The following is a 25,301-nucleotide window of genomic DNA, read 5'->3' on the forward strand; positions in this document are numbered from 1 at the left end:
GGAAACCTGATGAGCACCTTCGCAGAATACGCCATTTCCGTTTTGCTGCTTGTGGGTGGCGCCTTTACCCTGATCGGGGCTATTGGTCTGGCCCGCCTGCCAGATTTTTACACCCGCTTGCATGGCCCAACAAAAGCGACCACAGTCGGCGTGGGCGCCATTGTCCTCAGCTCCGTCATTTATTTCAGTACCCTCGGCAGGGGCATTGGCATTGAAGAGATCCTGATCACTGCTTTTCTGGTCATGACTGCACCCGTCAGCGCAAACTTCCTGGCCAAAGCCGCCATGCATCTGGAGGTCAAAACCACAGACAACACCCGCGGCCAAACCTGGGATCAATGAGACGCTCAACCCAATGGGTTGTTATGCCCATTGCCGCTTCGAAGCGCATGATCCTGGTGCAGGGGCCGGAATCTGATAATTGCACAACGCTCAGAACTGGGTTCTAACGGAGCATCCTTAAAATGATGTTACTGGCTGTACTATCGGGTTTCTTACTGGCGTTTGCGGTGCCGGCGCTCCGCCGTGTGGCTGGCCAGCACATCGGATGGCTTCTCGCGCTTCTGCCCGCCTCGCTTACTGTCTACTTTGCCAGCCTGGTACCTGCAATCAGCGGTGGTGAAACGCTCCTGTTCGAACACCAGTGGATGCCGGGCCTGGACATAACCCTCGATTTCATGGTCGACGGTCTTTCCCTCGTATTTGCCCTGCTGATCAGCGGTATCGGTACGTTCATCCTGATCTATGCTGGATCCTACTTGAAAGGCCACAGGGATCTGGGCCGGTTCTACGTCATCATGTTGTCGTTCATGGCATCCATGCTCGGGCTGGTGTTATCGGACAACCTCATCGCGTTCTTCGTGTTCTGGGAATTAACCAGCATCACTTCCTACATGCTGATTGGCTTCAACCATGAAGATGTAGAAGCACGGAAATGCGCTCTACAGGGACTCTTTGTTACGGCGGGCGGTGGCCTGGTCCTGATGGCCGGCCTGATCTTGCTCGGCTCCATGGCCGGAAGTTATTCGTTTACTGAAATCCTTGCTTCTGATTTGCAAATTCACGAACACGCCTTCTACACCGCAGCAACAGTTTGCATTCTCATTGGCGCTTTCACGAAATCAGCGCAGGTGCCGTTCCATTTCTGGTTGCCCAATGCCATGGCGGCCCCGACGCCCGTTTCTGCCTACCTGCACTCGGCAACAATGGTCAAAGCGGGCGTGTACCTGTTGGCCCGCCTCAACCCTTCCATGGGCGGAGATGCACTGTGGAGCGGCTCTCTCATGCTCTTCGGTGCTGCAACCATGCTGACCGGTGCCTATCTGGCGTTCAGCAGCACCGGTATCAAGAAGGTGTTGGCCTACTCCACGGTCATGGCCCTGGGAACCCTGACCATGCTGATCGGGGTTGGTACCGAGCTGGCCATCACCGCTTTCATCTGTTTTCTCCTCGCCCACTCCCTGTATAAGGGAGCCCTGTTTATGCTCGCCGGTGCACTGGACCACGAAACCGGCACAAAGGACATCACAAAGATGGGGGGGCTCAGGCAAAGCATGCCACTGACCGCGGCAATCACCTGCCTGGCCGCACTCTCCCTGGCAGGCCTGCCGCCCCTGTTTGGTTTCGTCGCCAAGGAACTGATGCTCGAGTCACTGCTGAAAGCGCCCTTGTGGTCGGCAGGACTGCTGGTCATGGCGGTGGCTTCTGCCATTCTGGTGATTGCCGTGGCGGGTCTGGTGGCAATCAAACCGTTTTTCGGAGAGGTTCGCAGAACGCCGAAACAACCCCATGAAGCCCCGTTTGCCATGCTCGTCGGCCCCGCCGTGCTGTCCCTGTTAGCGCTGATCTTCGGGGTGGTGCCCTTTGTGCCTGCCGGCGTTGTGCTGGATGCCGCAATTTCTTCAGTCTACGGCGGTTCTGTCCAGACGGCCCTGGCGCTTTGGCATGGCATAAATATCCCGCTGATACTCTCTGGTATCAGTCTTCTGATCGGGTCGGTCCTGTTTTACAAATGGCCGCGGCTGCAACCAAACCTTTACGCGATAAACAGCGCAGGCAGCCGAATTGGCCCGGAGGCAGGTTATTTTCGTTTCATGCTGGGCATTACCGAGGTCGCAACCTGGCAAACCCGGCTGCTGCAGAATGGTGTTCTCGGGATCTATCTGCTGATCCTCGTTCTGGTTACCTTCGGCCTCACCGGCTACACCCTGTTTATCCAGGAAGGATTCCATCTGGATTTTGACTTCAGCGACGGCTATTTCTACGAGTTCGGAATCGCCCTACTACTGATGGCATCAACCATCTTCGCCTGTGCCACCAGATCCCGGCTGGGCTCCGTTGCCTCCGTTGGCGTACTCGGTTTCGGCGTCGCCCTGATCTTTATTCACTTCAGCGCGCCGGATTTGGGGATCACTCAACTGCTCGTTGAAACTCTCACCGTCATACTTCTCGTCCTGGTGCTCTTCAAGCTGCCTCCCTTCGTTAACCTTTCGTCACCGTGGGAACGCTACCGGGACCTGGCGGTCGCAGTGTTTGCCGGCATGGTAATGACATTACTCATCCTTGCGGTGCTGGATATCCAATACTTTGACAGCATTTCCAGCTACTACGTGGAGAACAGCGCTGGGCTGGCATTTGGCAAGAACATCGTCAACGTGATTCTGGTGGATTTCCGGCAGCTCGATACATTAGGGGAAATTTTTGTTCTTGCCCTGGCTGCTGTCGGCGTCTACTCCATGCTCAAACTGAAGGCGGAGGATCAGAATAAACCATGAAGTCCAGCACCCTGATCCTGAGCACTGCAGCACTGGCGATTGTACCGCTGCAACTGATGTTTTCGATTTTCCTGCTTTTACGGGGCCATGATGAACCCGGGGGCGGATTCATCGGCGGGCTGGTGGCGGCCAGTGCTTTCGTGCTCTCTGCCTTTGCCTTCGGCGCCGAATCAACACGCAAACTTCTGCGAGTCACCCCTCGCGACATTCTGGCGGCAGGATTGTTGTTCGCCCTGGCATCGACACTTCCCGCCCTTTGGTCCGGACAGGCAATGCTGACCGCTCACTGGTGGCAAGTCCCGCTGCCCGGCGAAGGCTATTTGAAGCTATCGACAGTATTGATCTTCGACATCGGCGTATACCTGGCTGTGCTGGGAACACTGATGACCTTTGTGATCGGCTTGATGGAGGCCGAAGAATGATTCGAGCATTGATCCATAAGGAGGGAGTCCACGAATGGCAACCTTGATGGCTTACGTAATCGGTCTGCTGTTTACCGCCAGCATCTACATGATGCTGAGGCGGTCTATCGTGAAACTCGTTATTGGCCTGATCATTCTGAGCAATGCAGCCAACCTGCTGATATTCGTCGTCGCAGGCCTGACACGAGGTGCCCCGCCCCTGATTCCCGAGGGAGCAGACCAAATCGCAGGAGCTGTGGCGGACCCACTGCCGCAAGCGCTCATCCTCACTGCCATCGTGATCGCCTTCAGCGTTCTTGCTTTTGCAGTCGTTTTGATCCGGCGGGCCTACGAGGTGGTTGGAACCGATGACCTGGACAAGATGAAGGATACTGATACTTGAACCTGGCACCTGTTCTTCCGATTCTGATCCCCCTGGTGGCCGGGGCGCTGTCCCTGGCCTTTTGGCGATCCATACGCATGCAGCGGGTCATTGCCGTCGCCGCCACCGGATTGCTATTGGCGGCGAGCATCTGGCTGATGCGTCTCACCGTCGAGCATGGTTTTCTGGTGATGGAAATGGGCAGCTGGCCCGCCCCCTTCAGCATCGTGTTTGTGTCGGATGTACTCGGCGCCATCATGATTGTGCTTACCGGCATCATCGGGCTGGCCATTGCGATTTATTCCCTGGCCTCCACACCGGAAGGGCATGAAAAATTCGGCTATTACCCCCTGATGCACCTGCTGCTCGCCGGCGTCGCGGGCGCCTTCCTTACCGGCGACATATTTAACCTGTTCGTTTGGTTCGAGGTGATGTTGCTCGCTTCCTTCGCACTGCTGACTCTCGGTGGCGAGCGCGCGCAGATGGAGGGTGCTATCAAGTATGTCACCCTGAACCTGTTCTCATCGGCCATTTTTCTCTCAGCCGTGGGTTTGCTCTACGGCATGGTCGGCACCCTGAACATGGCGGACATTGCCCAGAAGGTGAACAGCGTCGAAGACCCGGGCATGGTGACGGTGGTCTCTCTGATGTTCATGGTGTCATTCGGTATCAAGGCGGCAGCGTTCCCGCTGTTCTTCTGGCTTCCCGCCTCCTATCACACCCCTCAGGTGGCCGTTTCGGCACTGTTCGCGGGTCTACTCACCAAGGTGGGGGTGTACGCGCTTTACCGGGTTTTCACCCTGATTTTCACGCAGGATGTGGGCTACACCCACACGATATTGCTCTGGGCTGCCGCTCTGACCATGTTGACCGGGGTGCTTGGTGCCGCGGCACAGTTCGAATTCCGGCGGATTCTTTCATTTCATATCATCAGCCAGATTGGCTATATGATTCTGGGACTCGCGCTGTTCACCCCTCTGGCACTGATCGGCGGCGTTTTCTACATCATGCACCACATCATCGTGAAAACGAATCTGTTCCTGGTCAGCGGCATCACCTATCGTCTGCTCGGCAGCTACGAGCTGAAAGATCTCGGAGGCGTTTATCGTCAGCGTCCCTACCTGGCTCTGCTGTTCCTGATTCCGGCGCTGTCTCTTGCCGGAATTCCCCCCTTGTCCGGTTTTTTCGCCAAGTTCATTGTTGTGAAAGCCAGCCTGGAAGCCACTGAATACCTGGTCGCGGGGATCGCTCTGCTGGTTGGCTTGCTGACACTCTATTCGATGACCAAGATCTGGGCGGAAGTGTTCTGGAAAAAGCTGCCCGATCACGTAACCGATGTACGCCGACTCAACGGCGAAGTCCGTGACAAACAGGGCTGGGCCTATTATGTGCCGGTGGCCGGTCTCGCGATCTGTACCTTGATCATCGGTCTTTATGGCCAGCCTATCTACATGCTGGCCGAAACGGCCGCTGACCAGTTAATGAACCCCCGACTTTATATTGAGGCGGTTCTTGGAGGGCAGTCGCAGTGATCGGTCTGTTCTGGAATTTGCTGTTGGCTCTGGCTTGGGTGACCCTGACCGGCAGCGTCACGGCTATGAACCTTTTAGCGGGTTTCCTGTTCGGATACGGCGCACTCATGGTGCTTCAGAAGCAGGTACCCGTTTTGAAGGGCTACTCGCGCAGAATTCCCCGCGTCGCCGCGTTTCTGGTCTTTTTTCTGAAAGAACTGGTCAAATCCAATTTTAAAGTTGCTTACGACGTTGCCACACCTGTCTGGCACATGAAGCCCGGCGTAATTGCGTTTCCTTTGCGGGCGGAAACCGACATGGAAATTCTGTTTGTCAGCAGCGTTATCTCGCTCACGCCTGGCACACTGAGCCTGGATGTCTCCGATGACCGGAAGGTTCTGTTCATCCATGCCATGTTTCTTCATGATGAGGAGCAACTGAGGAATGACCTCAGAGAACTGGAACGCCGCATTCTGAAGGTAATGCGCTAGGGGATCGCCATGCTTGCCGTTTCGATTAATATCGTTTACTTCATGTTGTCACTGGCGTTGCTGTTCGCCTTTATACGGCTGACCCGCGGCCCCTCCCTGCCGGACAGGGTCGTTGCACTGGAACTGATCGCATCCATTGTCGTTGGCTATGTCGGAGTGCATGCGATTGAAACCGGCGTCGCCAGTCTTCTGGACGTTGCGATCGTGATCGCGCTTACAGCCTTCCTCGCGGCCATTGGTTTTGCCAGATTCGTGGAACGAGGAGGTGTCAAAGATGACTGAAGTGCTGGTTTCGATTCTGCTGCTTGCGGGCGCTTCGTTTATGGTTCTGGCAGCCATTGGTGTTCTGCGACTGCCGGATCTTCCCACCCGGATGCATGCCACCACCAAAGCGGGTGCGCTCGGGGCAATGCTGACCATGGGTGGCGTTGCGTTCTATTTTGCAGACAGCACCGTGGTGGCAAGGGCAATCGCCATTGTCGTGTTTATTCTTCTGACTGCTCCGATTGCCGCTCATGTCATAGGAAGAGCCGGGTATTTCACCGGAATTGAGCTGTGGGAGGGGACCGTCAAAGATGAGCTGCGCGAACGCTATGACCCGGAAAGCCACAAGCTCAGTAGTGGACTCGATCATATCGGAAAAAAGGTAGAGTCCCGGACCGGGGAAGACCGACCCGGCTGATTATTTTGTCATTGGAAGTGCACGAAATTCCCGTATAGTAGGCTCCCAAACTTATTCCAGGAGTCCAGCGCATGCTGAAAGTAAATGAATATTTTGACGGCAAAGCCAAATCCATTGCCTTCCAGACCTCTACCCTGCCCGCCACCGTTGGCGTCATCAGCCCGGGCGAGTATGAGTTCGGCACCAGCAAGAAGGAAACCATGACCGTCATCAGCGGCGCTTTAACCGTACTGCTGCCGGGCATGGAAGAATGGATGACCTATGGCGCCGGTGAGAGCTTTGATGTGGCCGGGCAAGCCAGCTTCAAGGCAAAGACCGATATCGATACCGCTTACCTCTGCACTTACGAGTAACACCGGACAAACGACAGCCCCGTCCGCAGAGCGAAACTGGATGTTCACCTAAGCCGCCGTTCGCTCTGCATTTTTTCACTCATACCGGTTCCTGTTTCACCCAATCTGTGTCAGATTTATTCCTGTTTCTCGCAATAACACCGACAACTGGGAAAGAGGAAACGAGTAATGGCACAGACCCGCATTTTACCCCCCGCTGAAAACGCCTATGAGTATCCGCTGCTGATCAAACGACTCCTGCTCTCAGGCCCCAGGTACAATCCGGATCAGGAAATTGTCTACTCAAACCGCAGCAAATACACCTACACCGATCTGGTCGAGCGCATTCACCGTCTGGCCAACGCGCTGACCGATGCCGGAGTCAAAGCCGGCGACACCGTCGCGGTGATGGACTGGGATACGCCCCGGTACCTGGAGTGTTTCTTTGCCATTCCAATGATTGGCGCCATTCTGCACACGGTCAATATCCGGTTGTCCCCGGACCAGATTGTTTACACCATGAACCACGCCGAGGACGATGTGGTTCTGGTGCATGATGACTTCCTGCCCATCATTGAGGCGGTCAAGGGCGAGATCAAAACGGTCAAGACCTGGATTCAGCTCACCGACAGCGATGCCGCGAAACAGGCACCTGTTGATACAATCGGCGAGTATGAGAGCCTGCTGGCCAGGGCCAATGATCAGTTCGACTTCCCCGATTTCGACGAAAACAGCGTGGCAACCACCTTCTATACCACGGGTACCACCGGCAATCCGAAGGGCGTTTACTTCAGTCACCGTCAGCTGGTGCTGCACACATTGGCCATGACCGGCACGGTGGCTTCCTTCGACGAGATGCCGCTAATGCGCTCTTCATCGGTTTACATGCCGGTGACTCCGATGTTCCACGTGCATGCCTGGGGTGTGCCCTACGCCGCCACCATGATGGGTATCAAACAGGTCTACCCGGGCCGCTATGAACCGGAGCTGCTGGTGGATCTGATCAAGGAACACAAAGTGACCTTCTCTCATTGCGTGCCGACCATCATGCAAATGATGATGGCCACCGAATCCATCAAAACGGCAGACCTGAGCAACTGGCACGTTCTGATTGGCGGCAGCGCACTGACCAAAGGCCTGTGCGATGCCGGGGCCAAGCTCGGCATCAAGATGTATACCGCGTACGGCATGTCTGAAACCTGTCCGCTACTCTGCGCTTCGCACCTCAAGCCCGAGGATCTGGACCTGCCTCTGGAACAGCAGACGGCGATCCGGGTGAAGACCGGCATTGCCACGCCCATGGTTGAGCTGGAAATCGTGGACCCGGAAGGTAACCCGGTTCCCCACGATGGCGAAGCCAAAGGCGAGATCGTGGCCCGCGCGCCCTGGTTGACCCAGGGTTACTTCAAGGAGCCCGAAAAAGGCGAACAGCTCTGGGAGGGCGGCTGGCTTCATACCGGTGACGTTGCTTCCATGGAGCCCGACAACACCATCACCATCAAGGATCGCATCAAGGATGTGATCAAGACCGGCGGTGAGTGGTTGTCGTCCCTGGATCTGGAGAACCTCATCAGCCAGCATCCGGCCGTCGCCGGCGCTGCCGTGGTTGGTGTGCCCGATGAAAAATGGGGCGAGCGGCCGCACGCTCTGGTTACCCTTAAGCCGGGTGAGCAAGCCAGTGCCGAGGATATCCAGAACCACCTGAAGCAATTCGTGGAGAGCGGCGAGATCAATAAATGGGCCATCCCCGAGCAGATTGATTTCGTGGAGGATATTCCGAAGACCAGCGTTGGCAAGATCAACAAGAAGCTGATCCGGGATCAGTTGCAGTAACCAGAACCAAGCTGGCAAAGATCTAAACGTAAGAACCGGGGGTCAGATGAACGCGTTCATCTGACCCCTTTTTCAGTTTCAGAGACCGGAGAACGCGAAATCCACGTCCGGCTTACGTCCGTCAATAATGTCCGCCAGCGCCGCCGCCGAGCCACAGGAATGGGTCCAGCCCAGCGTACCGTGCCCGGTATTGAGGTAAAGGTTGGCAAAGTGACTCTTCCCGATGTAGGGCACATTGGAGGGAGTTGCAGGCCTCAGACCGGTCCAGAATTCCGCCTGGTCCCAATAACCCGCTTCGGGCATGACTTCCGCCGTACGGCGGACAATGGCGCGGCACCGGGTGTAATTCAGTTTTCGGCTATAGCCACTGAGTTCAGCCGTACCCGCCACACGCATCCGGTCACCAAGACGAGAGTAAACCAGCTTGTACTCATCGTCGGTCAGGCTGACCTTGAACGCTGCCTCTTCGTTTTTCACAGGCACCGTAATTGAGTAGCCCTTGGCCGGATAAATATTGAGAAAAATACCCAGCTGCCGGGCCAGTGCGGCGCTGAAACTGCCCATACTCAGCACATAGGCATCCGCCCGGAGCGTCTCGTGGTGGCCGTCACGGAGAGTCTGGACGCCCAGCACCCGTTCGCCGGCACGCTCGAAGCTCAGGATTTCAGTGCCGTACCGAAATTCCACGCCGGCTTTTGCACAGCATCTGGCAAGATTCTGGGTGAACATCCGGGCGTCACCGGATTCATCGTCCGAGGTATAGGTTGCACCTGCAATCCGGTGACGGATCGGCTTGAGCGCCGGCTCCAGCTCAACCGCGCGGTCAGCATCGATAATCTGACGGTCACAGCCCAGATCCTGCATGATCCGGGTCGGCTCCATGGCGCCGTCAAATTCGGCCGGATTGGTATAGAAATGCAGGATACCCTTCTCAAGGTGGTCGTACTCTATGCCGATATCTTTGCGCAAGGCCTGCAGCTGACTACGGCTGTAGGTGCCGAGGTTCACCATCTGTCGGATATTGTGAGCAGCCCTGGCCGACGTACACTGGCCCAGGAAAGAAAGCGCCCAGCGCCACTGGGCCGGATCCAGTTTTGGCCGGAACAGCAGTGGCGCATCTGGCCGGGCCAGCCATTTCAGCACTTTCAGGGGTGCCGACGGGTTGGCCCAGGGCTCCGCGTGAGATACGGAAATCTGACCGCCGTTGGCATAACTGGTTTCCAGACCGGCCTGGTTCTGGCGATCAACCACGGTTACCTGGTGTCCCTGCTTCTGCAGATACCAGGCTGTGGTTGTGCCCACAACGCCTGCGCCCAAAACCAGTATGTGCATGCTTGCCTCCGGTCGAACGGAACCCGCATCCTCGCAGGACAAACCCAGGGGGATTTACGGACAGATTCCGGTTAATTTGAAACTCGGGATTCGATACTCGCGGGCTCTATTGTAACGTGAGCATTCGGGAATTGCGTGTTATACCATCAGCCACCAGCGCGCTTGACCGTCCACCCTTTTTGCTCGAGTAAGGGCACCAGAAGGTCCCGCTGGTCACCCTGGATTTCGACCACACCGTCTTTTACCGTGCCGCCAGTGCCGCATTTGGCTTTCAGTACCTTGGCGTAGGCTTTAAGTTCCTTGTCATCCAGGGGAATGCCCGTAATCAGGGTGACGCCCTTGCCTTTGCGGCCCTTGGTTTCCCGACTCACCCGGACAACGCCATCGCCCGCAGGCCTTGATGGCGCGCTGCAGGTGCATTCATTGACCGGGTTGCGGCAATCCGGGCACATCCGCCCCTGCTCGGTCGAAAAAACCAGGCCGCCCTCAGATCGCTTTTTCATTCCGTCTCCGTGCCATTTCTGTGTTAGCCAGTCTGTTTATCAATCAAGCCCGGGAGGATACTTGGTAAACATTTCGGCCACGACCTCGTCGATCAATTTTCTCCGGGTCTCAGGTGACTGGTTCTCATTGAGATAGCGCCGGCTGGCTGCGCGCCAGACAACCTCCTTGGTCCGACTGTCCGCCATTTCCACGACCAGTTTACCCTCCTCGATTTCACGCACCGGTGGCGGTGCGGACAGGGCCCAACCGAAGTTCCCTCGACCGAAACCAAAGCCCAGGCCCAGGCCGGTCTGCTCGAGCCTTTCTTCCGGCACAATCTGCCAACTGATCAGAAGGCCCGCCTCTTCCTCAGAGACCTGGCGCAGGGCCTTGCGATTCAGCTCTCGCTCAACCGCCGCGCGCACACGGGTGCCATCCAGAGAGGTAAAGGATGAAGAATCCGTGCCATTCGCAAACGCCCAGGTCGAGTAATTCCCAAAAACCACAGACGAGTTGTAGTCAGTCACCACATTGCTGGCGCAACCGGTCAGGGCCAAGGTTACAACCGCATACATCAGAAAACGCATCATGATCTCTGTCCTCGATTCAGAATGTCGCTATTCCAACAGTATACGCACAGGTGACGTGTGGCGATGCCCCCGGGATCCATCACCTCTCGAAACTGTAATCCAGCTTCTGGGCATCGCAAAATGCCCCGAATGCCATGATAAGGTCTTCCGGCACCAGCACCCGGGCATGGACAGAAGCCCCGTAATCCACCGACTCCACCGATGCGCCATGAACCTCGCACCAGTGACGCAGGGGTTGTTCGTCTGCAAAAGAAAGGGAAACCAGCGCGTCCGCCATGGGCTGATGGACCACTCGATCAACCGCCGAGAGAACACTCTCTGCCGCGCCGGCATAGGCCCGCACCAACCCCCCGGCACCCAGTTTAATGCCACCAAAGTACCGGATCACCATGACCAGCACGTCTCCCATATCTTTGTGCTGGATCACGTTAAGAATCGGCTTTCCAGCCGTGCCGGACGGCTCGCCATCGTCGTTCATGGCTGCCTCGGCGGCGGAACCGGGACGGCCGATCTGATAGGCCCAACAGATATGACGGGCATCCGGATGATCCCGGTGGGCCTGTTCCAGCCAGTCTTTGACATCCTCCCGAGAACTTACAGGCGCGACCCGTGCGATAAACCGGCTCTTCTTCACTTCCGTCTCGCGCTCAAGGTATCCTGCGGGAACGGGGTAATCTTTTTTCATGGACAACGACCTATGGCCTCTGAAGACGAGTACAACAAACCGGGTACGGCACAACCCGCAAAAATCCGGAAAGCGGCCTGCGGGATCCGGTTTGATGAGGACGAGCTGCAGGAAGGCATCGACTTTTCCGGAGCGGAAAAACTGAAACCCTCTGACCCGGAGCCCGAGTCAGCCGCCATCGAAAAACACCGGAAGTCGAACCGTCACCCGTAATCCACCCCACTCACCCGCTTCGGCGGCGATTGAGCCATCGTGAACAGAAACGATGTCTCTGGCAATCGCCAGCCCAAGCCCCCATCCCGTGCCGCCGCGGGATTTGTCCGCGCGGAAGAACGGCTCAAAAAGGTGGCCGATCAATTCGTCCGCCACCCCCGGGCCTTCATCATCAACCGTCAGACTGAGCCAGCCATCTGAAACCGTCAGGGCCAGATGAACCGCCTTGCCAGGGGGCGTGTGGTCCAGCGCGTTCTGCAGAATATTATCAATCGCCCGCTGCAATAGCCCGTTGTCACCCAGTACGGATACGCGGGAACTTTCCGGCGCAACCACGAGCTTGCAATCTACGCCCTGGTGTTCGGCATAGTCCGCCGCATCCTTCAGAACCTGATTGATCACATGCACCAGTCTGAGGGGCTCGCGCTCAATGTCGCCGCCAGCTTCGGTGACCCGGTAAAGAGTCAGTATCTGGCCGGTCATGGTCTCAAGCCGCTCGTTCTGGCGCAGGATGCTGGCCATAAGCTCTTCATCTGCGCCCGCTTCGCTCGCCAGCTCAATGGCAATGCGTTGGCGTGTCAGCGGGGTTCTCAGGTCATGGGAAATATCCCGAAGCAGGTGTTTTTGCCGTTCCAGCAGGCTACAAAGCTGTTCGGTCATGGCGTTGAAAGCCGTGGCCAACTGCCCGACCTCGTCCCGGCGCCGGGCAATTCTATCGCTGACCCTGAGGGAGTTATTTCCGGCGGCAATCGCCTGGGCTGTCGTTTCCATGTGCCGAAGCGGCCGTGATACCAGACGGGCAATCCACCAGCACGCCAGGGAAATCATCAGAAAGGCGAGACCCAGCTCAATCGCTCTGAAGAATCTTGGGTTCAGCCAGCCCGCTCCCTGCACTCTTGGCCAGGCCACCAGTCGATAACCGTCGTCAATATCTAACACCGCGGGTTTTTGCGGGTACCAGCCAGATTTCATACGGTCTCGAATAAACGAGGGCAGCTGCCCGTCGTTTTTATCCTGTTCGACAAGAACCAGATACAATTCCAGTCGCTCACCCTCTGCCCGTAGATACCGCCATGCCCCACCACGATCGCCCGACTCTCGGATTGCGATAGCCTCTTCCGCCAGATCCCTCAGGCCTGCCTGGCGCTCGATTGCTTCCCGCTCGCGGTCCAGAAGCATTCGGGTTGCCAGGTTGCTGGCCACCACGGTGAGCGCCATGGCCAGCCAGATCGAAAGGAATATCCGCCAGAACAGGGGGAAAATCATCCGCTGCTTCATTCCGGCACCCGATAGCTGTAACCGAGACCGCGAACGGTTTCTATGCGGGGTGGATCGTCATTGCCCAGTTTCTTTCGAAGGTTACTGATGTGCATATCGAGGGTCCTGTCATAAGCCTCCAGCCTTCGGCCCAGGGCCCATTGCATGAGATCGGTTTTGCGTACCACGCTGCCCGCATGCGCCAGCAAAACCTGCAGAACCTCATATTCAGTGGCAGTCAGATCCATGGGGGCGTCGTTCTGGTAAATTCGGCGATGGCCTGGCTCGACTCTCAGGTCACCGTAGGTGCGAGCAGCATTGACTTCGGTCTTCTGGTCCCAGGCAATCCGGCGCAGCAAAGCCTGCAAACGTGCCACCAGCTCGCGCGGATTACAGGGTTTCGGAATGTAATCATCGGCACCGACTTCAAATCCCACGATTCGGTCGGTTTCATCGCCCCGGGCCGTCAGCAGGACAACCGGCAAGTGGGTGTCCGCTCTCAACTCCCGTAACACGTCAAGACCGCTGATATCCGGCAGCATGATGTCCAGAACCACAATGTCACAGTTCTGGCCAAGTGCCAGCGCTAGTCCATCCCGGCCGTTAGCCGCCTCGCGGACAGTGAACCCCTGATTGGTGAGGTAGCGGGCCAGCAGCTCCCGCAATTCATCATCGTCTTCAACCAGTAATACCCTGTTCTGCATCTTGCTTCTCCACCTTCACTACCGGCCACCGTTGCAGGCTGAAGTCTAACATGCTCCCGACAAGTCGCTTATTCCGCCCTTTTTCCTTTGCAGAACCTTTACACAGGCCTGACACCTGTTGACGAATGCCGGCGTTACCATAGCAGCCTGAAAGTGATCCGCTGCAACAGCGCAGTCTCAATCCGAGGAAGCCTTATGAAAAAGAACATCACGTCAATCCTGGCCGCTGGCGCCTTGTCATCCGCCCTGTTCATGGGCAGCTCTACCCTGATGGCTGATAACCACGGCGACAAGAGCCGGGGCGACAGATACGACATGACAGAAATGTGCGAAAACCTGCGCGAAGGCAAGGGCAAATTCAACAAGGAAGAGCGTCAGGCCCGCATGGAAGAACGTCGTGCGGCCATGGCAGACCGCCTCAAGCTGAATGATGAGCAGCGTGAAATCTGGCATCAGATCCATGAGGAAAAGCGCGAAAAACACGAAAAGCGCATGGAAAAATGGCAGGAGAAACTGGAAAAGCGCTGCGCCAAATCGAAGGGGTGATCAGAAGCCAGTTTCTGACGTATGGTAACGGGTAGATCAAGGAGTACTGCCCGACCATGCGAGAATCCGGACGTTCCGATCTTATCCTGGAAACCTGTGCCAGCATCAGCGACATTCCGCATGAGGAATGGCAACGACTGGCCGGACGCACCAACCCGTTTCTCCGTTACGAGTTTTTCGAGGCCCTGGAGGCGTGTGCCTGTACCTCAACAGCTACCGGATGGACACCCTGTCACCTGGTCTTCCGCCTGTCCGGCCGGATCGTCGGTGTGGCACCGGCTTTCCTGAAAACCCACTCCATGGGGGAATACGTCTTCGACTGGGCCTGGGCAGACGCCTACCAGCGGCATGGGCTTCCCTATTACCCCAAATTACTGATCGCCATACCATTTACACCCTCTGCCGGCCCCCGGTTGTTGCTGGAACCGGACCTGCGACACCAACTGACACCGGAACGGATTCATGAACTGCTGGACACGCTGACCGATAAACTGGGCGCGCACTCCTGGCACTTGCTGTTTCCTGACAGCGAGGACCAGAAATTGCTTCACCACGACAGGGAGTTGCACCGAATCGGATGCCAGTTCCACTGGCACAACCACGGTTACCGGAACTTTGAGGATTTTCTCGGCGAGCTGACATCCCGAAAACGGAAATCCATACGCAAGGAGCGTCAACAGGTTGCTCAACAAGGCATTTCCTTTATCCGCTTCCACGGCCGGGACATTCCCGAGCATGTGCTGTCTGCCTTTTTCGTATTTTACCAGGCGACCTACCTGAAACGTGGTCAGCGGCCCTACCTGAACAAGCGATTCTTCGAGCTTCTTCTGGAGCAGCTACCAGAGCATGTGCATCTCGTCATGGCGGTTCGCGAAGGAGAAATGATTGCCGGCGCACTGTTCCTGGCCGGTGAGAACACCCTGTACGGTCGCTACTGGGGGTGCCTGGACGAATACAACCACCTGCACTTCGAGACCTGTTATTACCAGGGAATCGAATTGGCCATGGAGCTGGGCCTGACCCACATCGACGCTGGCGCCCAGGGTGAGCATAAACTGGTGCGGGGCTTTGAGCCCATTTTGACCCATTCGTGGCATGGCATTCTGCACCCCGGCTTTCGCGAGGCCATCGAAAACTTCACCCGCGAAGAGGCAGACCATGTGCTCGGTTATTTCGAAGACGCCAAATCAGTCCTACCCTTTCGGCAACAGGCGCAGGATTAGCTTCTATACTGAAAGACCAAACAGGAATTGCGCAGGGGTCAGAGACCATGGATACAGACCCGTTATGGAGCATGCTATCGACAGATAGCCTGCCGCTTCTGCTCGCAGCGGGAGCTTTGATGCTTGCGCTTATCGCGTTGTTTCTTGGTTCGGGAGCTCGGCGCCGCAACCAGGATCAGATGGCTGCGCTGCGCGAGCGTTCCGACACGCTTTGGCGGGAGGTTGACGACATACGCGTTGCCCAATTCAACCGTCCCGGTGAGGCCGGTAACGGCGGAGCAGGTTCGTCAGTCGAGGAAGCTCGCTACCGCACCGAAGTGGAAGCCTACAACAAGATCTGGCCCCAGGTATGGCATCTCCATGAACGCCTGGGCATGTTCCTGAGGGCGGTTGAAGCCGGTGAGGCGGCGGGCGAGCTCAGGCTGGAAGCCCGAAATGCCGCTCTGGAGGCGCGAAGCCTGCTCAACAGAAATCGTCCTTTCTGCGCCGAACCAGTCGATGAACTGGTAACCCGCCTGATTGATGCCGAGATCAAGGCTCACCTGGCGGCCTGTCAATATCTGGACCTGCTCAAGGACGTTACCAGCGCCTCATCCAATCACGATCGGCGGGTACTACAGGACAAATGCCACAGCCTGCATGAAGGCGAAGCCCGGGAACTGATGACCCAGCTGGTGTCAGTCATCCGCCGCCGAACCATTCGCAATGACTGACAAGCGGATTCCCTCAGCTATTGGCAATACGAAACCCTACCTTCATCACAACCTGATAGTGGCCAACCTTGCCATCAACGATATGGCCACGGGTTTCGGTTACCTCAAACCACTCCATGTTACGGACGCTTTTTCCACACTCCTCAAGTGCATTTTCTATGGCATCTTCAATGCTTTTCTTCGAAGAACCGACAATTTCGACTTTTTTATACACGTGATGGTCAGACATAAATGCCTCCTCAAAATCGTTGCTTGTTCCTTTGAGCCTAGAAGACAAGCCAACTGCCGGCAAACCGAAGCCCGGATTGAAGCCCATCCGCCAGCCGCTGCCGAGCGTATGTATTCGCTATACTTAGTGCGGGAACAGGGAACTTAGTGCCTCTCGCAAGGTCTCTGTGGTCCCCCAAGTTTCGGGCTGGATTCATGAAACGATTCTTCAAATACACAGGCTGGTTTCTGGGCGCCCTGCTGATTCTGTTTTCTGGCCCGATACTGCTTGCCACCAGCGGCAACCTTCAGGGCGCCGAGAGCTGGCAGACTGCCAGTCGCGAAAGTGCCCGGATAGCACCCCCACCTGACCAGGCCGAGGAAGCCATTGTTCAGGTCTACGGAGCCCGAGCCTTCAGCTGGCGGGGTTACTTCGCAGTGCATACCTGGATTGCCACCAAGGAAAAGGGCGCCAGCCACTACCAGGTTCACGAGGTCACCGGATGGCGCAGCTACGTGGTCAATTCCCGCCCGGGTGAACCAGACAGGCACTGGTATGGCGCGAAACCGGTACTCTATGCCGATCTCCGGGGTGAAGAGGCAGAAAAACTGATTCCCGACATCTACCAGGCGGTTAAATCCTACCCCTACCCCACTGAGTATGAAGCCTGGCCCGGCCCAAACAGCAACACCTTCGTGGCCTGGGTCATACGGGAAGTGTCGGGTCTTGATGTGGCTCTCCCGAGCCATGCCATTGGCAAGGACTACCTGGGCGACAGGATGGTGGCTGCGGTACCTGGGGGAGCGGGTTATCAGCTTTCGCTGGGAGGGTATTTTGGTTTGTTGGCAGGTGTCCGAGAGGGACTGGAACTGAATCTTTTAGGCCTCTCTTTCGGTATTAATCCGTTGGCGCTCGGAATAAAACTACCTGGCATTGGAGAGCTGGCGCTCAGAAACACCAACCCAATGCCCGAAACTACTCCCTAGACAGGGGCCCCCCTGCCCGCTTGTTTCGTGCTCCAAATCCGGAAGTCAAAGACTGGCAAACTCCAGATACCGGCTCGCCGCCTGTTTCTTCTCGTCCTGACTGTTGAGCATTTCCAGCCGCATCCTGTCGATCAGCTTCAGGTAGTCCACAATCGGCGATTCAGGCTTACCGGATTCCTTTGATTCCTCGATAAACGCCTTCTGCTTTTCGCGGATTTCGTTCAGCTTTTCAAGCGCTGATCGTATCGCTTCCACACGGGCCTCAACCAGACCACTACCGCCGCGCTCTGGCGAGCCACGTTCCGTGCTCAGGACGGTCTCCGCGGCTGGCGCGTCGGCGGTATTCTGCTCCGCAAGATCGATTTCCTCCAGGGTGCGGACCTCGCCATCGGTGGTCAGATAGATTCCCGACCCCTTGATCTGCCCCAGTGGTACGCCCTGGCTGTTGGCAAGGGTGAAGCGGTCTTCGACATTGTCCACATAAAGGGCCTGAACGCCGACCTCTTCCAGGGATTTCAGAGTTTGCGATCCGTCCGCGGCCTGAACCCACACAGAGAGAGACGCGAAAATCTCGTCGTTGGCATCGATCCAGCGGTTGCCATCGTCATCAAAGCTGGCCAGCTCACCAAAACCGGAGCCACTCCGGGGACCAAACAGCTCAGAACCATCGTCGACTTTACCGTTGCCGTTACGGTCCAGCACCAGATAGCCACTACCACTACCAAGGGTGGCGAATTGGCCTGTTTCTCCGTTCCCGTTGAGATCAAACTCGAACAGGGTATCCGTCAGGCGGGCGGTGGCGTTGCCGAAGTTGATCACCAGAGGATCGGTGAGCGGTCGCTCCTGGATCTGAACCAGCTCCGAGTACTCGTAAGTCCTGGACTGTGACTGTCGCAGTGAGAGTGTGAAATCGATGGTTTCGCCATTCTCAAGCGCAATAGTGCCGGTGGACGCAAAGCTTCTGGATTCACTCTCGGAGTAGAACATGTAACGGCCGGCTGAAACCGAGAGACTGCCACGACCTTCAACACCCGCTTCACCGCCCAAAGCCGCCCGGCTGACGCTCAGGGCTTGTTGGCCCATCAGAAACAGGTCCGTGGTTTTCTCGGCGAGCTGTGCGCTGGTGAAAACGCTCTGCTGACCATCTCCGGTCACCGTGCTACTGCCGCTGAACGCTAACTGTTCCTGGCTACTGTAACGATAGGCCGCCTGGCGCATAAGCGTCAGTTCTGAGCCCCGCGCGTTTTCATTCGCCTGGGGCGCAGCCGGCGATGGCCGGTTGATGCGCAGCTGGGTGCTGTCAAAAGCCGATACCTGGCGGGAACTGTCCTGAAAAAGGGAAATCTGGCTGGAGGAGATCATGGCTTCGGATACCTGTCATCATTACACAGGCGTATCGGCCAGTACCGGCCAAACTTGAGCAGTTTTTAACCACTTCAGATTCGAGAGGTTACGCCAGATAGCGGACGATCCCGGCAGCAGCAATGCCGGCGGCAATCGCCGGGAGGGGCTTGCGCAGGGCAAGCATGATCACAGCCGTAACGACCAGTGCCGCCAGTGCCCCGATGTCTCCACTAAATGCCATGGGAACGATGATGGCAATCAGCACCGAGCTGGCCATCGTATTGATGAAGCTCTCAATCCTCGGATTGATCTTTACAAACGACATGATGAACACGCCGCCAAATCGGGTCACCAGCGTGACAGCAGTCATAATCGCTATCAAAAGCAGAATGCCGACCGTGGTCGTTTCAATGGTCATGCTCGGCTCCTTCCACGTCTGAGGCAGGTTTGTGCTCAAGCCAGAAGAAACCGATGGCGCCACCAGCCAAGGCACCGACGACCACATGGGTATTGGCCGGCAGCCATTTCCAGGCTGCCAGTGAGGCCAGCGCGGCCACGGTCCAGGCCACAAGCACTCTGGGTGATTTCTTGCCGCCCAGGGCCATGGCCAGCAGGAAACAGCCCAGGACCATATCCAGCCCGAGGGATTTCGGGTTTTGCAACAGCCCGCCGAAATAGACGCCCAGCCCAGTCCCTACAATCCACGCCAGCCACAGAGCCAGCCCACCGCCCAGTATCACTTCAAGATTGCGTCGGCCGCTCTGATACTCCTGTGCCGAGACTGCCCAGTTTGCATCGGTGAGCAAGAGCAGAAGGCCATAGCGCTTACCGGGAGAAACGTCCCTCAACATCGGATACAGAGAGGCACCCATCAAGAGATGCCGGGAGTTGATGGCGAAGACCACCGCCATCACCGGCAGCACCGAGACTTCAGCCCCCCACATATCGACGGCGGCAAACTGAGAGGCACCGGCAAACACGGTCGCGCTCATCAGCACCGCCTGGAGGGGTTCGAGGCCTTTCTGGGTTGCAGCCAATCCAAAGGCAGCACCAAACGCCACCACAAACAACGAGATGGGAAGAAGTCGGAAAAACTCAAGGCGCACCCTGGCCGGCTGGAGCTGATAAGAATAGGAAGCGACAGACATCCGTGGAAGCTATGTCAGTTTCCTTGCTCAGCGAATAGGTAGATACCGAAGCGGCGTCGGAATCTGCGCCCAATAGTTCACTTTTGCATGTTGACGTTAACGTCAATTGCCGCTAGTTTGTTTTTCGTCCAGCCCCAAAAGGGCACGTTCGATGGGTCCCCCCACCGGACAAACCGGACATCTGAAATCGGAACGCCGGTCACAAGCCGGTCGACAAGAACAAGATACCCGCTCACGCCGAGATCCGGCCAAGTGGGAGAGGATTTCACAATGCTATTCAGCCATCCCGAGTTCGATAACCACGAACATCTGTCCTTTTTCTGCGATCCCGAAACCGGTCTCAAGGCCATCGTTGCTATCCATAACACCTCCCGCGGCCCTGCACTGGGCGGCTGCCGGATGTTTCCCTATGCCTCCGATGAAGAGGCGGTGCGCGATGTATTGCGACTGTCACGGGGCATGACCTACAAATCCGCCCTGGCCAACCTGGACCTGGGTGGCGGCAAGTCGGTGATTATTGGTGACCCGCGCAAACAGAAAACCGAAGCGCTGATGGAGGCCATGGGCCGTCATCTGGAGAGTCTCGGCGGCCAGTACATTGCGGCAGAGGATTCCGGCACCAGCGTACCGGACCTCAAGATCATGGGCCGACACACCGGCCACGTTGCCGGAATCGCCTCGCGGACCGGTTTCGACGGCAATCCCAGCAACGGCGACCCATCACCGGCAACCGCCTACGGCACCTTCATCGGCCTCAAAGCAGCGGTAAAACACAAACTCGGGCGGGATAACCTCAACGGTCTGAAGGTGGCCATTCAGGGCATCGGCAATGTCGGTTTCCGCCTGGCCAGACACCTGAGGGACGCCGGCGCTGACCTCTGGGTGTATGACATCCACGAGGACAACATGCAGCGGGCGGTGAATCAGCTGGGGGCCAGACCGGTTGCTGCCGAGGACATTCTGTCCCTGCCGGTGGACGTGGTTGCGCCCTGCGCCATGGGCGCGGTACTGAACGATAACAGCATTCCCCAACTGCAGGCCCGCATTGTTGCCGGCGCCGCCAACAATCTGCTGGAACACCCGGAGCATGATGCCATGTTGCGGGACCGGGGCATTCTTTATGCGCCGGATTTTGCCATCAACGCCGGCGGCATCATCGACGTGTTCTACGAGCGCACCGGGGCCACACCGGAAACGGTTCGTGCCCACGTCGAGACCATCGGCGACACCCTGACCGAAATCTTCAACCGTTCCGACCGCTCGGGGCGCCCCACCGGGGAGATCGCCAACGAACTGGCAGAAGAGCGGTTCAGAAAGCATACCGCCGGTACCGGGCCCGCGCCCGAGCAATGGGCGCGCACCGGATGACCTGACACCGGCGCATCCCTCCGGGAGCAGCAGGTTTCTGCCGCTCCCGTCTTCAACCCTGATACAAAAACAAGTACTTCGGGAGATAGTTATGTCTGTCACTTCATCAGATTCCAGCACCTATTCGGGGGCGCTTGAAGGTTCAAACGCCAAACGCGGGCTCTGGTCATCACGTCTTGCCTTTATTCTCGCCGCCACCGGTTCCGCCGTCGGCCTCGGGAATATCTGGAAATTCCCTTATGTAACCGGTGAAAACGGGGGCGGCGCCTTCGTGCTGGTTTATCTGCTCTGCATCGCTGTTGTCGGCATTCCCATCATGATGGCTGAGGTCATGATCGGCCGCCGCGGTGGCCGCAGCCCGGTCAAGAGCCTGAGTCTGATTGCCGAACGCGACCGCCTCAATCCGGCCTGGAAACTGGTGGGTGCGGTAGGCATCCTGGCGGGCTTCCTGATTCTCTCGTTCTATTCGGTTATTGGCGGCTGGGCCATTTCCTACGTGGGTACAACCGCCAGCGGACAGATTGCTGGCCAGTCGGCTGATGCCATCGGCGCCATTTTCTCGGGGCTGCTTAGCGACCCCACGACCCTCCTTGCCTGGCATACCCTGTTCATGGCGCTCGTGATGGTTGTGGTGGCGCGGGGTGTTCGCTCGGGGCTTGAGCGGGCTGTCAGCATTCTGATGCCCGCACTGTTCGTGCTGTTACTGATTGTTGTGGGCTATGCCATGACAACCGGTCACTTCAGCCAGGCCGCCGCCTTCCTGTTCCAGCCGGATTTCTCCAAGCTTACCACCTCCGGTATTCTGGTGGCCCTGGGGCACGCATTCTTCACCCTGAGCCTCGGTATGGCGGTGATGATGGCCTACGGCTCCTACCTGCCCAAGAACATCTCCATCGCCAAGACGTCCATTACCGTTTCCGTCATTGATACCGGCGTGGCGCTGCTCGCCGGCCTGGCTATTTTCCCGATTGTATTCGCCAACGGCCTTGAGCCGGGGGCCGGCCCGGGCCTGATCTTCCAGACCCTGCCACTGGCCTTCGGTCAGATGCCCATGGGTTCGTTGTTCGGCACCCTGTTCTTTGTGCTGCTGATCTTTGCCGCCTGGACCTCCGGGATTTCGCTTCTGGAACCGATTGTTGAGTGGCTGGAAGAGCGGAAAGGGATGAACCGGACAGTGAGCACGCTGGGAGCCGGCATTGTCTGCTGGGCGCTTGGTATCGCATCGATTCTGTCGCTGAATCTGTGGGCCGACTTCGCTCCCCTGAGCTTTGTGCCCACGCTGGAAGGCAAGACCATCTTCGATCTTCTGGACTTCTTCACCGCCAACATCCTTCTGCCTCTCGGCGGATTGCTGGTTGCCCTGTTTGCAGGCTGGGTGATGTCGCGCCAGGCCATGGAGAAGGAACTGGCCCTGTCGCCGGGCATGTTCAATCTTTGGCTGATCACCGTGCGCTTTGTGACACCGGTGGCCGTGGCTGTCGTGTTTATCTACAACCTGATGTGAACAGCGTGAACATGGGGTCAGATGAACGCTTTCATCTGACCCCGTCTTTACGGCAGCTACCGGTTAAAGTTGCTTCAGAGCGGCATCGAGGGTCTCCCCGATCCGCGCATTCAGTTTCAGATCCACCAGGTCCTCAGCCCGTGTCCGCCCCAGATTGAGGGTGGCAATGGGCTTGTTCCATTCGTTGGCGTAGCGGCAGAAACGGAAGCCGGAATACACCATCAGCGACGAACCAATCACCAGAAGGCCATCGCTGGCTTTCAGCGTATCCAGGGCCGAATACACCCGGTCTTTCGGGACGAAATCGCCGAAGAACACCACATCCGGCTTCAAAATCCCCTGACACTTCGGGCAGTCCGCCAGCCGGAAATCCGAGAAATCCACATCCAGATCGGCATCGCCATCCGGGGCTGTATCAGCGGTATATTTCTGAAACCCCGGGTTCAGATCTGCGCAGCGGTCGTGCACTTCATCCCGTGGGCAACGGTAGTCACAACTCATGCACACCACCTCATCGGCCCGACCATGAAGATCCGTCACCGCCTGGGTGCCTGCTTTCTGGTGCAGCCGATCCACATTCTGGGTAACCACCAAACTGCTGTGGTTAAGCAGTTCCAGGTCAGAGATGTAATGATGGGAAGGGTTGGGTGCGGCATTGCGCATCACCGGCCAGCCAATCAGACTGCGGCCCCAGTAGCGCTGACGGGTGTGAAAATCTTCCATGAACGCCTTGTGCTGAACCGGCTGCTTGCGCTTCCAGGCGCCGTCGCCGTCCCGATAATCCGGAATGCCGGAATCCGTACTGACCCCGGCACCGGTCAGAATCAACAAGCGGGGGTGGCGATGGATAAACTCCGCCAGCAACGCCCCGGCCTCGTTCGGTTCATGCAGCACCAGCGGCTGATCCGGCTCAGGCAGACGCTGGCTGGAGCTGAAGGGTCGGCTGCGGTGCGTGGTCAAAGACATACAGACTCCGGTTCCTCAACCCGGCTTGCGGGCCACATACACGGTGTTGAACGATTCCCTGTTCTGAAATGGATTGAAGAAGGTTACGACATGACAGGCGACATCGATGAACACGTCATTCAGAACCGCCATAAACTCATCATCTTCTCCCTCGTTCGACCACATGGCAAACACCCCTCTGGGCTTCAGTTGCCGGGCCATCAGACGCAGGTTGTTGGCGGTGTAGAAGCTGGCACTTGAATCGTGCAGCAGCGCCCGGGGTGAATGGTCGATGTCCAGGAGGATGGCATCGAACTGTTTGCCGGGATTCTCCGGATCGAAACCACCAACCTCGGGATCGGTAACCGCAAGGTCGAAGAAACTGCCATGCACGTAACGATTTCGCGGATCGGCGTTCAGGTCTTTACCCAGGGGCACCCGTTCCTGTTGGTGCCAGCCGATGACCGGCTCCAGGTACTCAACCACCAGCAGCTCGGCAACCCGCTCATGCCTGAGCGCCGCCACCGCGGTGTAACCAAGGCCCAGACCCCCGACAACGACACTGAGATTGTCGCCCTCGGTCTCGTCCAGCCCGATGTCTGAGAGGGCTACTTCGGCATCCACGAACATGCTGGACATCAGGAATTCCTCGCCCAGCTTCACCTCGTAGATATCCCGGTCACCAATGGCCGGAATCCGCCGCCGGCGCAGAGTGATCTCACCGATCACCGAAGGCTGGCTGTCAATTTGCTCGAAAAGCAGTCCCATTAATTCCAACTCTTATGTTTTAGCTGAAAACGATACCCCTGAGTTCGTCGCTACCAGCCTTAAAGTCCGTGCCAGGAGCAGCTGGGAGGCCCCTTTCAAAACACGCTCCTTGCGGCACATCCATGTGACGCTTGGGCTCCGCCATCCCTGGCTCCGCACAGTTTTGAAAGGGGCCTCCCAGCTGCTCCTACCGCATACTCCCCGGTCCGCTATGGATTAGGCACCTCAAGACACGACTTCAAAATCCGCTGCATCTTCTCTGCACCCAGCTTCTCCATCAACCCAATGTTTTGCTCGGGGATCGCATCCACATCAGGATAACTGTCAATCGCCGCTTCCAGACTGGCTTCCCGCAATAGGTGCAGCATGGGAAACGGGGACCGATTCGTGTAATTCTCCGCCGCATCCGGCTCGGTACCCTCAAACTGGTAATCCGGGTGGAAACTGGCGATCTGGTAAACGCCTTCCATCTCCAGATACGCCAACAAACCATCGGCCGCATCAAGGAATTCATTGTAGGGCTCGAAATCCTGCAATACACCCGGATGAATCAACAGTGTGGTTTCAATCTCCGGCTCGTCTTCCAGCCTCTGGAGCTCCGAGTGCAGGGCCCGTAACAGCTCGTCTTCCGTTTCGGCTTCCGACACCACAAACCGAACCCGGTTCCGGACCAGCTCCCGCTTGGCAAACGGGCAAAGGTTATAACCAACCACAACGTCTTCGACCCATTTCCGGGTAGCGCTAATAACTTCAGTCTCGCCCATTTTTCCTTATCCGTTGTTTTATTTGAGGCTCACTCACAGGTTTGAGCGGGCGTGTGGGACTGGCTTTCCAAAACTGTGCGGAGCCATGGGTGAAGAGCGAAAAGCTCTTCACGG

At 57.3% G+C, this 25,301-nt stretch carries 30 protein-coding genes; 17 read left to right on the top strand and 13 right to left on the bottom strand.

All coding sequences use genetic code 11. The annotated features are described in order from the left end of the window. Window positions 1-9 precede the first annotated feature (9 nt). The 10 genes from ACESMK_RS06315 to ACESMK_RS06360 all read left to right on the top strand — a co-directional run bounded on the left by ACESMK_RS06315 (window position 10) and on the right by ACESMK_RS06360 (window position 8,406). A complete protein-coding gene (locus tag ACESMK_RS06315) occupies window positions 10-342 on the top strand; it encodes a Na+/H+ antiporter subunit G (RefSeq protein ID WP_372996380.1) in 333 nt (110 codons plus the stop codon). A 122-nt stretch (window positions 343-464) separates the two neighbouring features. Then, window positions 465-2,774, top strand: coding sequence for a putative monovalent cation/H+ antiporter subunit A (locus tag ACESMK_RS06320; protein ID WP_372996382.1), 2,310 nt, complete (start codon window positions 465-467; stop codon window positions 2,772-2,774). Continuing rightward, complete coding sequence (locus tag ACESMK_RS06325; RefSeq protein ID WP_372996384.1) at window positions 2,771-3,196, top strand: Na+/H+ antiporter subunit B; 426 nt, start codon at window positions 2,771-2,773, stop codon at window positions 3,194-3,196. Before ACESMK_RS06320 ends, ACESMK_RS06325 begins: the two co-directional genes overlap by 4 nt. A 34-nt stretch (window positions 3,197-3,230) precedes the next feature. Further along, on the top strand, window positions 3,231-3,578 hold the full coding sequence (locus ACESMK_RS06330) for a Na+/H+ antiporter subunit C (protein WP_372996386.1): 348 nt from the start codon (window positions 3,231-3,233) through the stop codon (window positions 3,576-3,578). Further along, window positions 3,575-5,089: a Na+/H+ antiporter subunit D gene (locus ACESMK_RS06335; protein WP_372996388.1), complete on the top strand. Its 1,515-nt coding sequence runs from the start codon at window positions 3,575-3,577 to the stop codon at window positions 5,087-5,089. The genes ACESMK_RS06330 and ACESMK_RS06335 overlap by 4 nt, the downstream gene beginning before the upstream one ends. Further along, window positions 5,086-5,559 (top strand): Na+/H+ antiporter subunit E, encoded by a 474-nt coding sequence (locus ACESMK_RS06340; protein WP_372996390.1) that lies wholly within the window; start codon window positions 5,086-5,088, stop codon window positions 5,557-5,559. Before ACESMK_RS06335 ends, ACESMK_RS06340 begins: the two co-directional genes overlap by 4 nt. Before the next feature lie 9 nt (window positions 5,560-5,568). After that, entirely contained in the window at window positions 5,569-5,841 is a 273-nt protein-coding gene (locus tag ACESMK_RS06345) for a monovalent cation/H+ antiporter complex subunit F (protein WP_372996392.1), read from the top strand. Further along, window positions 5,834-6,241 carry a monovalent cation/H(+) antiporter subunit G gene (gene mnhG, locus ACESMK_RS06350; protein WP_372996394.1) on the top strand — a complete coding sequence of 136 codons (408 nt, stop codon included), beginning with the start codon at window positions 5,834-5,836 and terminating at the stop codon, window positions 6,239-6,241. Before ACESMK_RS06345 ends, mnhG begins: the two co-directional genes overlap by 8 nt. 71 nt (window positions 6,242-6,312) lie before the next feature. After that, window positions 6,313-6,594, top strand: a complete 282-nt coding sequence (locus ACESMK_RS06355; RefSeq protein WP_064228261.1) for a pyrimidine/purine nucleoside phosphorylase — start codon at window positions 6,313-6,315, stop codon at window positions 6,592-6,594. A 168-nt stretch (window positions 6,595-6,762) separates the two neighbouring features. Further along, window positions 6,763-8,406, top strand: coding sequence for a fatty acid--CoA ligase (locus tag ACESMK_RS06360; protein ID WP_372996396.1), 1,644 nt, complete (start codon window positions 6,763-6,765; stop codon window positions 8,404-8,406). 78 nt (window positions 8,407-8,484) lie between these two features. Here ACESMK_RS06360 and ACESMK_RS06365 read toward each other — a convergent pair whose 3' ends face one another. The 4 genes from ACESMK_RS06365 to ACESMK_RS06380 all read right to left on the bottom strand — a co-directional run bounded on the left by ACESMK_RS06365 (window position 8,485) and on the right by ACESMK_RS06380 (window position 11,496). After that, window positions 8,485-9,738 (bottom strand): D-amino acid dehydrogenase, encoded by a 1,254-nt coding sequence (locus tag ACESMK_RS06365; protein ID WP_372996398.1) that lies wholly within the window; start codon window positions 9,736-9,738, stop codon window positions 8,485-8,487. Between the two features lie 146 nt (window positions 9,739-9,884). Beyond that, entirely contained in the window at window positions 9,885-10,241 is a 357-nt protein-coding gene (locus tag ACESMK_RS06370) for a translation initiation factor Sui1 (protein WP_372996400.1), read from the bottom strand. Window positions 10,242-10,280: 39 nt separating this feature from the next. After that, entirely contained in the window at window positions 10,281-10,808 is a 528-nt protein-coding gene (locus ACESMK_RS06375) for a DUF4136 domain-containing protein (protein ID WP_372996711.1), read from the bottom strand. Window positions 10,809-10,890: 82 nt separating this feature from the next. Next, window positions 10,891-11,496, bottom strand: a complete 606-nt coding sequence (locus ACESMK_RS06380) for a YigZ family protein (RefSeq protein WP_372996402.1) — start codon at window positions 11,494-11,496, stop codon at window positions 10,891-10,893. 12 nt (window positions 11,497-11,508) lie between these two features. Here ACESMK_RS06380 and ACESMK_RS06385 point away from each other — a divergent pair, with 12 nt between their 5' ends. Next, window positions 11,509-11,709 (top strand): hypothetical protein, encoded by a 201-nt coding sequence (locus tag ACESMK_RS06385; RefSeq protein WP_372996404.1) that lies wholly within the window; start codon window positions 11,509-11,511, stop codon window positions 11,707-11,709. On the opposite strand, the gene ACESMK_RS06390 is transcribed toward ACESMK_RS06385, so the two are convergent. Beyond that, window positions 11,665-12,987, bottom strand: a complete 1,323-nt coding sequence (locus ACESMK_RS06390; protein WP_372996406.1) for a sensor histidine kinase — start codon at window positions 12,985-12,987, stop codon at window positions 11,665-11,667. The two genes, ACESMK_RS06385 and ACESMK_RS06390, sit on opposite strands and share 45 nt — an antisense overlap. Beyond that, a complete protein-coding gene (locus ACESMK_RS06395; protein ID WP_372996408.1) occupies window positions 12,984-13,670 on the bottom strand; it encodes a response regulator transcription factor in 687 nt (228 codons plus the stop codon). Before ACESMK_RS06395 ends, ACESMK_RS06390 begins: the two co-directional genes overlap by 4 nt. A gap of 195 nt (window positions 13,671-13,865) precedes the next feature. On the opposite strand from ACESMK_RS06395, the gene ACESMK_RS06400 reads away from it, so the two are divergent. The 3 genes from ACESMK_RS06400 to ACESMK_RS06410 all read left to right on the top strand — a co-directional run bounded on the left by ACESMK_RS06400 (window position 13,866) and on the right by ACESMK_RS06410 (window position 16,152). Next, on the top strand, window positions 13,866-14,216 hold the full coding sequence (locus ACESMK_RS06400) for a hypothetical protein (RefSeq protein WP_372996410.1): 351 nt from the start codon (window positions 13,866-13,868) through the stop codon (window positions 14,214-14,216). A 56-nt stretch (window positions 14,217-14,272) separates the two neighbouring features. Then, a complete protein-coding gene (locus tag ACESMK_RS06405) occupies window positions 14,273-15,439 on the top strand; it encodes a GNAT family N-acetyltransferase (protein ID WP_372996412.1) in 1,167 nt (388 codons plus the stop codon). 119 nt (window positions 15,440-15,558) lie between these two features. Further along, window positions 15,559-16,152 carry a hypothetical protein gene (locus tag ACESMK_RS06410; protein WP_372996414.1) on the top strand — a complete coding sequence of 198 codons (594 nt, stop codon included), beginning with the start codon at window positions 15,559-15,561 and terminating at the stop codon, window positions 16,150-16,152. A 13-nt stretch (window positions 16,153-16,165) separates the two neighbouring features. On the opposite strand, the gene ACESMK_RS06415 is transcribed toward ACESMK_RS06410, so the two are convergent. After that, a complete protein-coding gene (locus ACESMK_RS06415; RefSeq protein WP_008173934.1) occupies window positions 16,166-16,381 on the bottom strand; it encodes a dodecin in 216 nt (71 codons plus the stop codon). Between the two features lie 194 nt (window positions 16,382-16,575). Between ACESMK_RS06415 and ACESMK_RS06420 the strand changes: the two genes are divergently transcribed. Beyond that, entirely contained in the window at window positions 16,576-17,346 is a 771-nt protein-coding gene (locus tag ACESMK_RS06420) for a DUF3750 domain-containing protein (protein WP_372996417.1), read from the top strand. Window positions 17,347-17,391: 45 nt separating this feature from the next. Here ACESMK_RS06420 and ACESMK_RS06425 read toward each other — a convergent pair whose 3' ends face one another. The 3 genes from ACESMK_RS06425 to ACESMK_RS06435 form a co-directional block, all read right to left on the bottom strand. Continuing rightward, a complete protein-coding gene (locus ACESMK_RS06425; RefSeq protein ID WP_372996419.1) occupies window positions 17,392-18,708 on the bottom strand; it encodes a hypothetical protein in 1,317 nt (438 codons plus the stop codon). A gap of 88 nt (window positions 18,709-18,796) precedes the next feature. Beyond that, the gene (locus tag ACESMK_RS06430) at window positions 18,797-19,108 is read right to left on the bottom strand and encodes an AzlD family protein (protein WP_372996421.1); all 312 of its coding nucleotides are present in this window, start codon (window positions 19,106-19,108) and stop codon (window positions 18,797-18,799) included. After that, the gene (locus ACESMK_RS06435) at window positions 19,098-19,838 is read right to left on the bottom strand and encodes an AzlC family ABC transporter permease (RefSeq protein ID WP_372996423.1); all 741 of its coding nucleotides are present in this window, start codon (window positions 19,836-19,838) and stop codon (window positions 19,098-19,100) included. Before ACESMK_RS06435 ends, ACESMK_RS06430 begins: the two co-directional genes overlap by 11 nt. Before the next feature lie 270 nt (window positions 19,839-20,108). On the opposite strand from ACESMK_RS06435, the gene ACESMK_RS06440 reads away from it, so the two are divergent. Both ACESMK_RS06440 and ACESMK_RS06445 read left to right on the top strand, forming a co-directional pair. Beyond that, window positions 20,109-21,206 carry a Glu/Leu/Phe/Val family dehydrogenase gene (locus tag ACESMK_RS06440; RefSeq protein ID WP_372996425.1) on the top strand — a complete coding sequence of 366 codons (1,098 nt, stop codon included), beginning with the start codon at window positions 20,109-20,111 and terminating at the stop codon, window positions 21,204-21,206. Between the two features lie 91 nt (window positions 21,207-21,297). Further along, on the top strand, window positions 21,298-22,710 hold the full coding sequence (locus ACESMK_RS06445; RefSeq protein ID WP_372996427.1) for a sodium-dependent transporter: 1,413 nt from the start codon (window positions 21,298-21,300) through the stop codon (window positions 22,708-22,710). A 63-nt stretch (window positions 22,711-22,773) separates the two neighbouring features. Here the strand turns inward: ACESMK_RS06445 and ACESMK_RS06450 are convergent, their stop codons facing one another. From ACESMK_RS06450 to ACESMK_RS06460, 3 genes are all read right to left on the bottom strand, one after another. Further along, on the bottom strand, window positions 22,774-23,676 hold the full coding sequence (locus ACESMK_RS06450) for an NAD-dependent protein deacetylase (RefSeq protein ID WP_372996429.1): 903 nt from the start codon (window positions 23,674-23,676) through the stop codon (window positions 22,774-22,776). A gap of 15 nt (window positions 23,677-23,691) precedes the next feature. Then, on the bottom strand, window positions 23,692-24,423 hold the full coding sequence (locus tag ACESMK_RS06455; RefSeq protein ID WP_372996431.1) for a spermidine synthase: 732 nt from the start codon (window positions 24,421-24,423) through the stop codon (window positions 23,692-23,694). Window positions 24,424-24,632: 209 nt separating this feature from the next. Next, window positions 24,633-25,187, bottom strand: a complete 555-nt coding sequence (locus tag ACESMK_RS06460) for a DUF1415 domain-containing protein (RefSeq protein WP_372996433.1) — start codon at window positions 25,185-25,187, stop codon at window positions 24,633-24,635. Window positions 25,188-25,301: the final 114 nt, after the last annotated feature.

This window comes from Marinobacter sp. (genome assembly GCF_041687235.1).
GTDB lineage: Bacteria > Pseudomonadota > Gammaproteobacteria > Pseudomonadales > Oleiphilaceae > Marinobacter.